The following is a 14,497-nucleotide window of genomic DNA, read 5'->3' on the forward strand; positions in this document are numbered from 1 at the left end:
CATGAGTCGAGATAGCATAATGTCTTAAATAATTTTCACCATGTTAGACATAAACTATTATTTTATAAAATGAATATTATATACAATAATACGCTCTTTAGAATTTTATCCTGAATAATATGAAACTTTTTTTCTTGATCGTTGCTGCTCTAAGTTTAACTGGCTGTCTGTTTGGAAAATCAAATGAACTACAACGCGCAGAGAAAATTTTTCAAAATTTTGAATGTAGCAACATTGAAACAAGTCAATTGGCATCATCATCAATTTCTAGCTTTCATCAGCAATCACTTGCAGTGAATAAAGAAAAAGCTCGTTCTTATATTGAACAATATAAGAATGGTGAAGATCTCTTTGACATCCCCTTAGATGAAGTTGTACAACAAAAATATCAGTTATATAAACAAGCGTGTCAGGCACTTGGTGGTATCTCTTCAGCGAAACAAACCATCCGCATAGATGATGCTGAATAAGATCCAAACTCAGTGTTAGACCTCATTTGAGACATGGCATGATCGAAAAAAAACTTAATTTAAAACATTATGTTGCCCTTGCAATAGTGCTGCTTTTTATCATCATTGCAAGCATCAATCCATTAGAGTTTGAGTCTTATTTATTACACCAAGCAGGTACCATCATCATGCTGGTCGTTCTCATTGTTACAATGAGAAAAATCGGCATCAGCTTTTTTAGCTTTTGTTTATATTTAGTTTTTCTATTTATTCACATTATTGGAGCACATTATTTATATTCTTATGTTCCATATAATCAATGGATCCTAGACCTCTTTGCTTTTGATTTAAATCAAAGTATGGGGTGGTCACGTAACATGTACGATCGACTAGTCCATTTTGCTTACGGCGTATTACTTTATCCATTTTTTTATCGTTGTTTTCAAGTTTGGATTCCTTCTGCAAAACCTTTCGTCCTATTTTTATTGGTTCTCCAATTTGTCATGGCATCCAGTATGGTTTATGAGCTACTTGAATGGGGACTATCCATCGGACTATCTCCTGAAGATGCAGAAAATTATAATGGGCAACAAGGTGATATGTGGGATGCCCATAAAGATATGTTCTTGGCGACTATCGGCGCATTATTAATAGGTATCTGCTATCTTTACCAAACTAAAACTGCTTATCCCCCCTCGGCATAAGCAGTTTTTACACAATACACGCCATGATTTAAATGATTGGATGTTGAACCGTATCAAGTAATGCAAAAGGATCAGATTTGATCGTTTGTGAAAAATCTGTATGTACTGTACTAAATCCAGTATCTGATACGCTTGTTTCTGTTGGAGCTACAGTTTGTTCTGGAGCGAGTTGATCCAGCACATCATCCAGTTGATTAGAATGTTGATCAGATGAAATCAAGACCTCATCTAATGCTATCGTTTCGAGTTGCTCAAAAGGCTGTGCATTTGCCTCAGTATTGGCAAGTAGTTCCTCTAAACTCACTGAATCTATCAGTGAGACTTCAGTGTACTCCGTTTCAAATGATTCTGTTTGAGCCAATGTGTTGGTCGTTGCAGGGGCAACTACTGTAAAATTAAATGCATCACTAATTTCACTGGTATTTCCAGCGGCATCTGTTTGAGTTAACGTGATTTTATGAGATCCCAAAGCTAAATCTTGACTAATTTCGAAACTCCACTTTCCATCATTGCCAACCTTAACTGTCCCAATCGGCTGCCCATTGTCATAAATGGTTAATACAGCTTTGGCTTCCCCTCTTCCAGACAATGTTGGTCTGGCATCATCCGTACTTCCACCTGTACTAATTGGACCTTTTACCGCCCCAACATCATCCATAACTTTTTCTAATACAGGTTTAGTTGGTGCAATGGTATCTTTGTTCCCAACAACATTTGCTTCAACTGAACGGTTACCAGCCGCATCAATCACATAAACCTTACCAATATTTTTATCTGTTAAAGCAGGTGTCACTGTAACCGTGAATTTACCATCAGCGCCAACTGTACCAGAACCAATCACTTTTCCATCTGCACTTCTAATTTCAATTTTAGCATTGGCTTCAGCTGTCCCCGTTATGGTATCGCCTGCTGCATTAATTTGTACGGTTGCTTGATCAGGTGCAATCGTATCTTTACCCGCATTAATTTCGACGGGTTTAGACTGATTACCAGCTGCATCTTCAATAATAATCGTACCTTTTTCTCCATCTCCCAGCGCAGGGGAAATATTTACTTCAAATTTACCTTGGGCATCAACCGTACCACTTCCTATCACATTTCCATCGGCATCTTTAATCAGTACTTTTGCATTTGCTTCCGCTTTCCCCTGAATCACTGAACCTTCTTTATTCACTTCAACTAAGGGTTGTTCTGGTGCAACTGTATCTTTACCTGCGATCACTTTAGATGCTTCAGACTTATTACCAGCAGCATCTTCGGCTATCACAGTCCCACCTTTTTCACTAGTTAATGGTGGCGAAACCTGTATCGAGTACAAACCTTCTTTATTTGCTTTAACTGTTCCTAATAATTTTCCATCAGAATCAAAAATAGATACTTTGGCATTTGCTTCAGTTTTACCGGTTACGATCGTACCGTCTGCATTTAGCTGAGCAGTTGGTGCATCAGGTGCAATCGTATCTTTCGTACCAGTCACAGAGGTACCTTGTGAAACATTGCCCGCACGATCTACAGCTACAACACTCACCTTATTACCATCAGTCAACGCCTGATCAAGTTTTACCGTATAGTTTCCTTGATCATCAGCTTGACCACTTGCAATCACCTTACCAGTTGCATCACGAATTAATATTTTAGCTTTTGCTTCAGTTTTACCTGAGATCGTTAATGCATCACTGGCTAAAGTCGCTGTAGGGGTCGCTGGTGGTGTAATATCTTTAGGTGAGTTATCACTCTTTTTATTGTCATCATCATCCTTAACAGCCCAAAGGTAAATCCCTTCTGCTGCAAGCGCAACTAGACCAGCCTTCATCAGTTGCGACTTCGTAATTCCATAATCATCCGATCCATCTTGATTTAATGGAGTCTGTGTTGGTGGTTGAGTATAAGCAAATTGAGACAATTGAGTTGCAGGTACATAACGGATCAATTGACCAGATTGATCAAACTGTGCGACTTCATACGATCCATCAGCTTTAGCAAGTGCTAGACTGTGTTCACTAGTATTATTTTCATTATAGAAGCCACTAATTACGATTTTTTCTCCATTTTTCAGTGTAATGACAAGGTCATTACCTTGTTTTGAAACTGATTTTATATCTGCTTGAGTTACACCAATCTGAACAATCGAAGGTTGATTTAAAATCACTTCTTTCATTTGTGCATCTTGTAAAGTCATTAAATTTTTCTTTGAAGAAACGACAACGTTCGTCATTATTATGCTCACTGATCCATTATAATTTTAAGGACTTATCGATTAATGAATAATTAAGTTATTAATCTAGCAATTAAAGTATCAAATGATCACCATAAGAACAATCATATCTAAGAAAGTTTTTCGCTTTTACTTAATTGACCATTTGTTAAAATCTTTAAAGTTTTATTTTTGAAAACAATTAAATTTACCCATAAAAAACCAGCCTTATCTTAGACTGGTTATTCGCATCTATGAAATACAGATCCTATGTAATCAACACTACATTAGAACTTAGGATCACGCATTTGTACCAAACTGCTATTTGCTTTAGCTAAACTATCAGCCAACTTACCCATGACAGTTGGAATAAGATTTTCAGCCATTTGTGCTGCTTGTAATCCAAGCTTTTCACCAAAAGTTGGACGCTTGCGCGTATTAATGACATAGACATCATGTTGCGACAACAAACCAAGTAAATATTCATCTGAGGTCTGAAGCTTATCCACTAAATTTAACTGACGTGCATCTTCACCATACCAGTGCTCACCTGTTGCAACTTTTTCAACATCCAATTGAGGACGATATTTTTCGATGAAGTGTTTGAAGAGAACGTGTGTCTGTTGTAATTCTTCTTCAAATTTAGCTTTGCCTTCAGGTGTATTTTCACCAAACATGGTTACTGTACGTTTATATTGACCGGCTGTATAAAGATCAAAATCAACATGATGTTGTTTAAGCAAACGATTAAAATTTGGAACTTGCGCCACCACACCAATCGATCCAACGACCGCAAAAGGCGCTGAGATGATTTCATTCGCGATGCATGCCATCATATAACCACCGCTGGCAGCCACTTTATCCACACAAATTGTCACATGAAAACCAGCATCACGTAAACGAACCAATTGTGCAGCAGCAAGACCATAACCATGAACCATACCACCTGGGCTTTCTAAGCGTACCACAACACGATCATGCCCTGCTTTTGCAGTTGCAAGAATCAAAGTGATTTCTTCACGAATAGTGTCTACAGCAGAAGCCTGCATATCCCCTTTAAAATCTAGAACATATATTTTCTTATCATTCTTTTTACGTGCTTTTGCTTCTTTTGCAAGCTGTTGAACAAGTTGCAATAATTCCAAACGAGAAGCTGTGGTTTGCGCAATCTTTTTTCTTTGTTCATTTACACGCGCGTTTAAATGGCTAATACGAATTTCGGCAGGAAATTTAGGTAAATGGAATAACATAAAATAAGTGCTCTTTAGTTCGGCTTTATTGCTCTAAGATGCGGTCTGTTCAATAAAAATTCAATAGTGAATTTGCAAAATAGATTCATTTTCATCTATATACAAAAAAGCACTTTGCTCATGAATACTTGCAAAGTGCTTTCAAAGAACCATCGCTTAGATGATTGGATCGGAGGAATTAACCAAAACGACCCGTAATATAAGCTTCAGTTAATTGATGATCAGGTTGAGTGAAAACTTTTTCTGTTGAATTCACTTCAATCAAATCACCTAAGTGAAAATACGCTGTACGGTCAGAGACACGTGCTGCTTGTTGCATTGAGTGGGTTACAATTGCAATTGTATATTGTTCAGAAAGCTCAGATATTAACTCTTCAATCTTTGCTGTTGCAATCGGATCTAGTGCTGAACATGGCTCATCCATTAAAATCACTTCTGGACTGACCGCAATCGTACGTGCAATACACAAACGCTGTTGTTGACCACCAGATAAACCTGTACCAGGTTGATTTAAACGATCTTTGACTTCATCCCATAGACCAGCTTTACGTAAACTATTTTCTACAATTTCTTCTAAGTCATATTTGTTACGTGCCAAACCGTGAAGTTTAGGACCATATGCAACGTTGTCAAAAATTGACTTTGGGAATGGGTTTGGTTTTTGGAATACCATGCCAACTTGTGCGCGCAATAACACCACATCTAAGTTTGGATCATAGATATCTTGATTATCTAATGTCACCTTGCCTGTTACACGACAAATATCAATCGTGTCATTCATACGATTCAGTGTACGAAGAAAGGTTGATTTACCACACCCAGATGGACCAATAAATGCAATGACTTCATTTTGGTAAATATCAAGGTCAATCCCCTTGATTGCCTCAGTTTCACCATAGTACACATGAACATCTTGAGTACTAATTTTCACATCACCTTGCAATGAGCTTTTTGCTTTGACAGAAGTTTCAAACTGCGCAACAAAAGCTGTTTCTTGATGTGCTGATGTTTCTGACGATGTAAATTGAGTTTGCTGTGGATTCACTGATTTATCCTTTTCTAAGGAGTTCGTGGTATCTATAGTATTCATCATGTTATCTCCGATTACCAACGTACTTCAAATTTCTTACGTAACCAAATTGCAAGACTGTTTAAACCAATCATCAGAGCAAGCAACACAATAATCGCTGCTGCGGTACGCCCTTCGAAGAAGTTGCGCAATTCATTGCCCTGCCATAAGAAAATTTGTACAGGTAACGCTGTAGATTGATCTAATGGCGAAGCTGGTACACTCGCGACGAAAGCACTCATACCAATTAACAAGAGTGGTGCTGTCTCACCAAGTGCTTGTGCAACACCAATAATTGCTCCCGTCAAAATACCAGGCAAAGCCAACGGTAAAACATGATGGAAAACGGTTTGAACTCTCGATGCACCCAAGCCTAGAGCAGCTTGACGAATCGAAGGAGGAACGGCTTTCAGTGATGCACGTGTTGTAATAATCACTGTTGGAAGCGTCATTAAACTCAAGACCAAACCACCCACTAATGGCGCTGAGATCGGTAAATGCATCCAGCCAATAAAGATTGCTGCACCTAATAAACCAAATACAATCGAAGGTACTGCTGCCAAGTTATTGATATTGACTTCAATAATATCAGTCATCACATTCTTTGGTGCAAACTCTTCTAAGTAAATCGCACTTGCCACACCGATTGGAATCGAAATCAAGATCACGATAAGCATCATGAACAAAGAGCCCATGAATGCACCTGCCAAACCACTCGTTGCAGGAGAACTACGCGAATCTGGATTAACAAACAAGTTCGTATTAAAACTATTTTTAATCACGCCATCTGCTTTTAATTGATCCGCTAACTGACGTAATTCTGGGTTTAATTGCTGCTGTTCATCTGGAAGAGAACGATCAATATTACCTGCCAACCAAACATCTACATTTGCATCAGCCAAAATCTTAATATCTTGTGTTTTACCAATCAGTGATGGATTGGCAAATACCATGTCACGTAAACGGTATGCTTCTGAACTGGTATATAGACCTCTCAACTCATCACGTTGAGATTCAACCGCAGGATCTTTTGTAATGATCGCATTTGCAATTAAAGCATCCCAATCGACCATTCCCATTTGCGTTTGCCACTCAATATAACGCTCTTCAAAACGCGCTGGACTCTCACCAGCTTGACGCTTTGGAGGTGCACCCGCATCGATAATAGTCGGATCAAAATACACTGGAATCGTCATCGTATTTTGCCAGAAAGCTGGAAGCCCCTTCGATAAAATACTCACGAAAAGCAATGCAACAAACGCTAAGCCAAGCATCACGGCTGAAAACCCAAAGAAACGAAAGGTCTTTTCTTTGCGATGACGTTTCGCAAGTGACTTTTCAATTCTTGCTTTACGCTCTTCACGTAATTCTTGCGCTGCTTGCGGGTCAAATGCAGGACTCTGATCCACAGGAGATGTATTGGATGAAGTCATTCGTATTGCTCACGATATTTACGCACGATATAAAGTGCAATAATGTTGAGACCCAATGTAATTACAAATAAGGTCAAACCAAGTGCAAATGCCACAAGTGCTTGTGGGCTTGCAAAGTCGGTATCTCCAGTTAATTGATTTACAATAGTTACCGTTACAGTAGATACAGCTTCTAATGGATTTGCATGCAATATTGGACTATTACCTGCGGCTAACACCACGATCATGGTTTCACCAATCGCACGCGAAGCAGCCAGTAAGAATGCACCAACGATCCCTGGTAGCGCAGCTGGCATCACCACTCGACGAATCGTTTCTGATTTAGTCGCACCTAAGCCCAAAGAACCATCACGCAACGATCTCGGCACTTGTGTAATGATGTCATCCGATAAAGACGATACAAATGGGATAATCATAATCCCCATAACGAAGCCAGCAGTAAGCGCGCTGGTCGCATTGATATTGAGTCCTATCGCCTCACCGAACAATCGGAAATATGGTCCGATGATCATTAATGCAAAGACACCATACACAATCGTTGGAATACCAGCCAAAATTTCAATCGTTGGTTTTGCCCAAGAGCGTAAACGTGGTGAGGCATATTCCGCCAAATAAATCGCAATCATCAATCCAACAGGAACTGCAACTAAAAGTGCAACTCCACTGACCATTAACGTACCCCAAAGCAATGGTAATAAACCATAACTTCCTTCAGCAGTACCAGAAGTGCTAAAACCAGGATTCCATTCTGTTCCAAAGAAGAAATCAAATGGACTAACAAAACTAAAAAAGCGTAAAGCCTCACTGAACATCGACAATACGATTCCAATCGTGGTTAGAATCGCAACACCAGAACATAAAATTAAACCAACGTTAATCGCACGTTCAACTTGATTACGCGCTCGAAACTGTTGACTGATTGTTCTTTTGGCCCAAACTAATCCCGCCAGTGCTGCACTAATCACAACTGCTACTTTAGCAAAGGTACCAATACTCTGAAATTTAGCCAGCTCTTTAGCTGCTGCAAGCTCGTAAGTTGCAGCTTGATCAGTTACCCCAAAGCCTGAAGCAATTGCTTGTACACGACTAAATAAAACTGAACGACCACTTTCATCTAGGCTCGCATTCACAGTGGCAGGAATATGATTAAATACAATTTGTTTTAATACTGTTGGCTCAACCACATTCCAAATCAACAAAATTAAAAAAGCTGGAATACCACACCACAAAGCAACCAAAGCACCATAATAGCCGGGACGCGAATGCAATGCAGCCGAGTTATTTCCCTTACCTGCTAGGTTACGGCTTTTTCTCAGCCCAATTTGATATGCGATTGCCACAAGGGCCAACAACACACCGATAATTAGCAGATTCATGCAATCTCCACTGTTTTCTCAATTCTTTTCATCTGAAAAAACTTAGCCTGATAAAAAAGGCTGATGATATAAATATCACCAGCCCGATTTAGTCGATCTTATTTAACAGTTTTACCTGCTTTAAAGTCCGCCAAGATTTTTGCACGCTCGCTATCCGACATTGGAATTAAACCAGCGCGCTCTAATTTAGAACCTTTACCTGTCACATTCTTATTCAAGAAGTATTCTACATATTGAGGTAAACCTTTGATTGATTTCAAATGTTCCCCTTTCACATAGAAATATAAAGGACGTGAAACAGGATACTTACCACTTAAAATTGTTGCTTCTGAAGGAACAACGTTATTCACTGTCGCCACGCGAAGTTTGTCACGGTTTTGATCGTAGAAACTCAAACCAAATACACCGACAGCACTTTGATTTGTTCTTAAACGTGCAAGCGTTTCTGTGTAATCACCTGCAATTTCAATTACACGACCATCTTTACGGAAGTTAGTACATGCTTTTTTCTGTGCGTCTTTGTCTAAGCCTTTGATATATTCATAAGTTTCACAACCTGAATCTACCATTTTCTCTTGGAAGACTTCACGTGTACCGTGGTTAGAGCCAGGAATTACCAATGTAATTGGCTCATTCGGTAAAGTTTTATCAATTTGATTCCAACGTGTATACGGATTTGGCACTAACTTACCATTTGATGGTAACTCAGCTGCAATCGCGGTAAATACATGATAAGGCTTTAATTTAAATGCTGCTTTATTAATATTTGATGCAAATACGATACCGTCATAACCAATTTTTATTTCTAAAATTTGATTAACACCAGCTTTTTTACAAACTTCAATTTCAGAATCTTTAATTTTACGAGATGAGTTTGCAACATCGATCGTGTTATCACCCACACCTTGACAGAATTGTTTTAAACCACCTGAAGAACCACCAGAACCAACAACAGGCGTTTTAAATTGTGGGAAAGTGTTACCAAACTCTTCTGCTGCAATACTTGCGAAAGGCAAAACAGTTGAAGAACCAGCAATTTGGATCGTATCACGAGCTGCGTTTGCAGTCGTTGCTACAGTTGCCCCAGTTACAGCTAATGCAATTGCGAGATTACGTGGGTTTAAGCGCATTTTGTTTTCTCTCATTTATACAATTTGATTTACAACTCTTTTAAATTGAAGTGTTGTACTTTGGTTAACTGCATTTTGATTAGATAATATGACAAATAAGTTACAACTTTGTGACGCTTTGATGATAATTGAGATATTGCATCAAATTTATTTAAATTTTATTAAATATCAATATGTAAGCAAAGACAAAATATCTTTACAGCTAGAGCAACGACAATCGAAATTGTAATATCTCATTCGATTATTGCAACTTATCTTTAATTTTTTAGAGCAATGTCATCCTTAATCGCGAAGAAAATATGATCAATAGAATACCAGTCAATTTTTCCCTTATTCAATAGTATGACACATTTATTAAAATGAACCTGTATACTGAGAAACAACGATGATTGCCATTTTTCTATTAAAATTTTAGAAGAATGTCTTACAGCATATCGTTTTTTAGAAATTATATTTTATTAAACATTATTATTTGCGTTCTAAAAGTATTAACACATCATTCAGTTTATTGAAATTTCTTAGAACAGTGTATTGATCTATATTCATTTTAAACGAATAGAAAGAAGAGATCATGAATACTAAAGCCATCGCAACCTTCAATCCTGATTTACCCATTCACATGACATTTTCAGAGCATGATTGGCATCTGCTTGCACAGCATTGGTATCCAATCGCCTTAGCCCGTGATATTACAGAACAGCCCACAGCCACCATGTTACTCGATATGCCACTGGTGATTTACAAAATGGCAGACCAACTTGTTGTTGCCAAAGATGCCTGTCCACATCGTGGTGTTCCCCTGAGTTTAGGCCGTAATGATGGATTAGGTGTGGTCTGTCGCTATCACGGTTTACGTTTCGGTGAAAATGGAAAATGTAATCGTATTCCCGCCCATCCAGAACATAAAATATCTGAACGCTTTCATCTAAAAACATATGCTGCTATCGAGAAATATGGCCTGATCTGGTGCAATCTCACAGCGAATAAAGATGCGTTACCCGCTATTCCACACATGCCTTATTGGGATCATCTAGACTTTCAACAATTGGTCTGTCCGTCTGTAGAGCTCAATTGTTTTGCAGGAAGACAGCTTGAAGGTTTTATTGATGTGGCTCATTTTGCTTGGGTACATCCTGATACTTTTGGAGACCCAGACAATGTTGAAGTACCAGATTACACGACGACAGAGACCACTTACGGTTTTGATGCAGATTATATAAGTAGTGTCGGTCGTTACCCGATTGGTATGGATCAGCGTGGACAAGAAGGCTTTCAGTGGTTAAGGCATTTTGAAATCAGCCTTCCCTTTACCGCAACACTGACGATCCATTTTCCGAATGATAGCAAGCAAGTGATTATGAATGCTGCTAGTCCTGTGTCTGCGCGTCAAACGCGTTTATTTGCACCAATCTGCCGTAACTATGATAAAGACTTACCTGTCGAAGATGCCTATAAATTCAATTTAGAAATTTTTGAAGAAGATCGCCTCATTGTAGAAACTCAAAAACCTGAATATCTACCACTAGACCTATCTATGGAAGCACATTTCCCAGCAGATCGTAGTTCTAGCATGTACCGTAAACTGCTCCGAAAAATGGGATTTAGTCCAATTTTTGCTGCCTGATTTTATTTTTCAAACATTCATAAATAAAAACGAGGTCATTAAAGACCTCGTTTTTATTAGTAAACCAAACTGCAATTAAACAATTGGTGGTACATAAGTACCTTCAACAATTGAGTCTTTGATTCGATCAGCTTCTGCTAGCACAAGTGCAAGTAAATTTTGAACGTTTTCAAGCGTTGCAACTGGGCTTAACGTGGTCATCTTCAAAGATTGAACATTACCCACTTTGGTCACACCAATATTTGCTTCACCACGTGCAAACAATTCATCTGCAACGTTTTGATTCAAGCTATCGACAAACTCAGCTGGATAACCTTCTGGCACGACACGGAACAGCACTGACGCAAACTGTGGTTCAACCAACAGCTCAAGACCGTCTGTTGCTTTGATATAGTCTGCGACTTCACGTGTTAATTTCACGCCGTGATCGATCATTGAACCATAAAGCTCTTCACCTAATGCTTCAACTGTCATCCACAATTTCAATGCATCAAAACGACGAGTCGTTTGTAATGATTTAGACACAAGGTTAGGGACACCATGCTCTTCATCATAAGCAGAGTTTAAGTACTCCGCTTCATAATGCATAAAGCGATAGTTTGCTTCGTCTTTCAACAGGAAAGCACCACAACTAATGCTTTGGAAATAATGCTTATGGAAATCAAGCGTGATTGAGTCTGATAATTCAATTCCATCTAACATTGCACGATGGTCATTTGAAAGAATCAGTGCACCACCCCAAGCTGCATCAATGTGCATCCATGAACCAAATTTATTGGTAATTTCACGGATTTTCTTAAGTGGATCAATTGCGCCAGCATCTGTCGTACCCGCTGTTGCAACTACACAAGCGACGATCTTGCCTTCTGATTGAAGATGTGCCATGGTTTTTTCTAGCGCATCCACATCCATTTGTGCATTTTCATTCACAGGAACAGTTACAACTGACTGGAAGCCCATCCCCATCATTGCCATGTTCTTTTGCACAGAAAAATGTGCATTTTCAGAACAAATGACTTTGACGTTTTTCATTGCTTCAGTTGGAATACCATCACGCTGAACCGACCATGGATTACCATGTTCATCTTTCCAGTTTTTCGAGATGCACCAGTCACGTGCCAGCAATACGCCCATTAGGTTTGACTGAGTACCACCCGAAGTGAACACACCCGCCTGACCTGCGCCATAACCCACTTTTTGACGAAGCCAATCAATGAGCTGTACTTCCATCAATGAACCCGCTGGGCTTTGATCCCATGAATCCATCGATTGGTTGGTTGCATTGATTAATACTTCCGCAATTTGACTCATTACCATCGTTGGGCAATGCAAATGTGCAAGTGAATGTGGGTGATGTACTTTTAAGCTTTTGTTGAGGAATAACTCAACCATACGCTGTAATGACTGTTGTACACCTAAACCTTCTTTTGATGGATTAAAAGAAATGGCTGCGCGCAAGTCTTTAATGCTTCCACCTGTGTACATTTTATCATTTTGCAACCATGCTGAAACGGCTTGAACCGCTTCGCCCATTGCTGACTGATAGTCAGCAATGGATTGAGCATCATTGCAGAGTAACGCTTTACGATGTTCTGCAAAATCAACCATGGTTTAGCCTCGTACTGCTTTTAATGCTTCCGCAACTGCCTTTTTGAAACGTGCAATAATTTCAACACATTCGTCCTGATTAATAATCAATGGGCAAAGTAAACGAATAACTGTACCATTGCGACCACCCTTCTCAAGCAATAATTTATTGTTGAAGCAGGCTGTCTGAATCGCTGCAGCTAACTGTGCATCAGCAGGTAGAGAACCCATATGATCCGCTGGTTTACGTTCATCAACAATCTCAATACCGATCATTAAACCACGACCACGGACATTACCAATGCACGGGAATTCTTGTACAAGTTTTTTAAGCTCTGCTTGTAAGAAATCACCACGCTCTTGTGCATTTTGTGCAAGATTTTGTTCTTTAATCACTTGTAGTGATGCTAAACCAGTACCCATCGCCAATTGGTTGCCACGGAAAGTACCTGAGTGTGTACCAGGCTGCCAAGCATCAAATTTACGCTTGATACCCAATACTGCAAGCGGCAAGCTACCACCAACAGCTTTTGACATCACGACAACATCAGGCTCGATCCCCGCATGTTCAAAGGCAAACATTTTACCTGAACGTGCAAAACCAGCTTGAACTTCATCCAAGATTAAAACGATGTTGTGCTTTTCAGTCACTTCACGAATTTTTTGTAACCACTTAACAGGCGCAGTTACGACACCACCCTCACCCTGAATCGCTTCAAGGATAACAGCAGCTGGTTTGGTTACACCGCTTTCAACATCTTCAATGAAATTTTCAAAATAATAGGTTAAGGCATCTACACCAGCCTCTCCACCTAAACCAAGCGGACAACGATACTCATGTGGATATGGCATGAATTGCACGCCTGGCATTAAACCATTGACTGCATTCTTCGCACTCAAGTTACCAGTCATTGATAACGCACCATGCGTCATACCATGATAGCCGCCAGAGAAGCTGATCACCGAACTACGGCCAGTATATGTTTTGGCAAGTTTAATCGCTGCTTCAGTCGCATCTGCACCCGTAGGTCCACAGAATTGTAAGCAATATTCTTCTTTACCACCTGGCAAATATGCCAAAAGTGCTTCTGTAAACGCATCTTTTAAAGGAGTCGTTAAGTCTAAAGTATGCAATGGCAAACCGCTTGCCAACGTATCTTGAATACTTTGAATCACCGCAGGATGATTATGACCTAAAGCCAATGTTCCTGCCCCAGCTAAACAATCAAGGTACTCTGTACCTTCAACATCAGTAACCCAGCAGCCTTGCGCTTTTGCTATTGCCAACGGTAGTTTACGAGGATAACTACGAACATTCGATTCCATCTGACTTTGGCGAGTCAAATAATATTCGTTGGTTGCATTAGCGGCAGGATTTACGGAAGTAACGCTCATATCGAATTACCATCTCTGATATGGGTAGAAGAAATAAGTCTGGTGACTTTTGGTCCTTTGACTCGGTGCTTGTTTGAATCTAGCGCAGACACAAAATTTTATATCTTTCAACTAGGAGCGAGATGATACCTAATTTTCAAAGAAAATAAACAATTTTATGCCTTAGATTCATCTAATCTTTTTGAAAAAAAAATTCTTTCAATTAAGTATGATGGATTATCATCATACTATGTGACAAGCGAAAGAAAGTAAGCTTTTTTTAATATCAATTTTTTTTTTAGATAAA

The 14,497-nt window shown here is 39.2% G+C and carries 11 protein-coding genes; 3 read left to right on the forward strand and 8 right to left on the reverse strand.

Annotated elements, in window-relative coordinates; translation table 11 throughout:
* Positions 1–119 precede the first annotated feature (119 nt).
* The gene (locus F2A31_RS10375) at positions 120–470 is read left to right on the forward strand and encodes a hypothetical protein (protein ID WP_150026313.1); all 351 of its coding nucleotides are present in this window, start codon (positions 120–122) and stop codon (positions 468–470) included.
* Positions 471–508: 38 nt separating this feature from the next.
* A complete protein-coding gene (locus tag F2A31_RS10380; RefSeq protein ID WP_150026314.1) occupies positions 509–1,153 on the forward strand; it encodes a DUF2238 domain-containing protein in 645 nt (214 codons plus the stop codon).
* Positions 1,154–1,181: 28 nt separating this feature from the next.
* Here the strand turns inward: F2A31_RS10380 and blp2 are convergent, their stop codons facing one another.
* From blp2 to F2A31_RS10410, 6 genes are all read right to left on the reverse strand, one after another.
* Complete coding sequence (blp2, locus tag F2A31_RS10385; protein WP_150026315.1) at positions 1,182–3,368, reverse strand: Ig-like repeat protein Blp2; 2,187 nt, start codon at positions 3,366–3,368, stop codon at positions 1,182–1,184.
* Positions 3,369–3,634: 266 nt separating this feature from the next.
* Entirely contained in the window at positions 3,635–4,597 is a 963-nt protein-coding gene (sohB, locus tag F2A31_RS10390) for a protease SohB (RefSeq protein WP_150026316.1), read from the reverse strand.
* Between the two features lie 178 nt (positions 4,598–4,775).
* Positions 4,776–5,687 (reverse strand): phosphate ABC transporter ATP-binding protein PstB, encoded by a 912-nt coding sequence (gene pstB, locus F2A31_RS10395; protein ID WP_150027768.1) that lies wholly within the window; start codon positions 5,685–5,687, stop codon positions 4,776–4,778.
* A 14-nt stretch (positions 5,688–5,701) separates the two neighbouring features.
* A complete protein-coding gene (gene pstA / locus F2A31_RS10400) occupies positions 5,702–7,099 on the reverse strand; it encodes a phosphate ABC transporter permease PstA (protein WP_150026317.1) in 1,398 nt (465 codons plus the stop codon).
* Positions 7,096–8,475 (reverse strand): phosphate ABC transporter permease subunit PstC, encoded by a 1,380-nt coding sequence (pstC, locus tag F2A31_RS10405; RefSeq protein ID WP_017394959.1) that lies wholly within the window; start codon positions 8,473–8,475, stop codon positions 7,096–7,098. The genes pstA and pstC overlap by 4 nt, the downstream gene beginning before the upstream one ends.
* 98 nt (positions 8,476–8,573) lie before the next feature.
* A complete protein-coding gene (locus F2A31_RS10410; protein WP_150026318.1) occupies positions 8,574–9,605 on the reverse strand; it encodes a substrate-binding domain-containing protein in 1,032 nt (343 codons plus the stop codon).
* Between the two features lie 571 nt (positions 9,606–10,176).
* Here F2A31_RS10410 and F2A31_RS10415 point away from each other — a divergent pair.
* The gene (locus F2A31_RS10415; protein ID WP_150026319.1) at positions 10,177–11,229 is read left to right on the forward strand and encodes an aromatic ring-hydroxylating oxygenase subunit alpha; all 1,053 of its coding nucleotides are present in this window, start codon (positions 10,177–10,179) and stop codon (positions 11,227–11,229) included.
* A 75-nt stretch (positions 11,230–11,304) separates the two neighbouring features.
* Here F2A31_RS10415 and F2A31_RS10420 read toward each other — a convergent pair whose 3' ends face one another.
* Positions 11,305–12,837, reverse strand: coding sequence for a pyridoxal phosphate-dependent decarboxylase family protein (locus tag F2A31_RS10420; RefSeq protein WP_150026320.1), 1,533 nt, complete (start codon positions 12,835–12,837; stop codon positions 11,305–11,307).
* Positions 12,838–12,840: 3 nt separating this feature from the next.
* Positions 12,841–14,211 (reverse strand): diaminobutyrate--2-oxoglutarate transaminase, encoded by a 1,371-nt coding sequence (locus F2A31_RS10425; protein WP_150026321.1) that lies wholly within the window; start codon positions 14,209–14,211, stop codon positions 12,841–12,843.
* Between the last annotated feature and the right edge of the window lie 286 nt (positions 14,212–14,497).

The sequence above is a fragment of the Acinetobacter suaedae genome (assembly GCF_008630915.1).
GTDB classification, from domain to species: Bacteria; Pseudomonadota; Gammaproteobacteria; order Pseudomonadales; family Moraxellaceae; genus Acinetobacter; species Acinetobacter suaedae.

What these genes read in the sequence shown, in the direction of transcription:
- F2A31_RS10410 (WP_150026318.1), bottom strand. Translation starts at nt 9,605, where the DNA reads ATGCGCTTAAACCCACGTAATCTCGCAATTGCATTAGCTGTAACTGGG.
- pstB (WP_150027768.1), bottom strand. Translation starts at nt 5,687, where the DNA reads ATGAATACTATAGATACCACGAACTCCTTAGAAAAGGATAAATCAGTG.
- F2A31_RS10380 (WP_150026314.1), top strand. Translation starts at nt 509, where the DNA reads ATGATCGAAAAAAAACTTAATTTAAAACATTATGTTGCCCTTGCAATA.
- pstC (WP_017394959.1), bottom strand. Translation starts at nt 8,475, where the DNA reads ATGAATCTGCTAATTATCGGTGTGTTGTTGGCCCTTGTGGCAATCGCA.
- F2A31_RS10375 (WP_150026313.1), top strand. Translation starts at nt 120, where the DNA reads ATGAAACTTTTTTTCTTGATCGTTGCTGCTCTAAGTTTAACTGGCTGT.
- pstA (WP_150026317.1), bottom strand. Translation starts at nt 7,099, where the DNA reads ATGACTTCATCCAATACATCTCCTGTGGATCAGAGTCCTGCATTTGAC.
- F2A31_RS10415 (WP_150026319.1), top strand. Translation starts at nt 10,177, where the DNA reads ATGAATACTAAAGCCATCGCAACCTTCAATCCTGATTTACCCATTCAC.
- F2A31_RS10425 (WP_150026321.1), bottom strand. Translation starts at nt 14,211, where the DNA reads ATGAGCGTTACTTCCGTAAATCCTGCCGCTAATGCAACCAACGAATAT.
- blp2 (WP_150026315.1), bottom strand. Translation starts at nt 3,368, where the DNA reads ATGACGAACGTTGTCGTTTCTTCAAAGAAAAATTTAATGACTTTACAA.
- sohB (WP_150026316.1), bottom strand. Translation starts at nt 4,597, where the DNA reads ATGTTATTCCATTTACCTAAATTTCCTGCCGAAATTCGTATTAGCCAT.
- F2A31_RS10420 (WP_150026320.1), bottom strand. Translation starts at nt 12,837, where the DNA reads ATGGTTGATTTTGCAGAACATCGTAAAGCGTTACTCTGCAATGATGCT.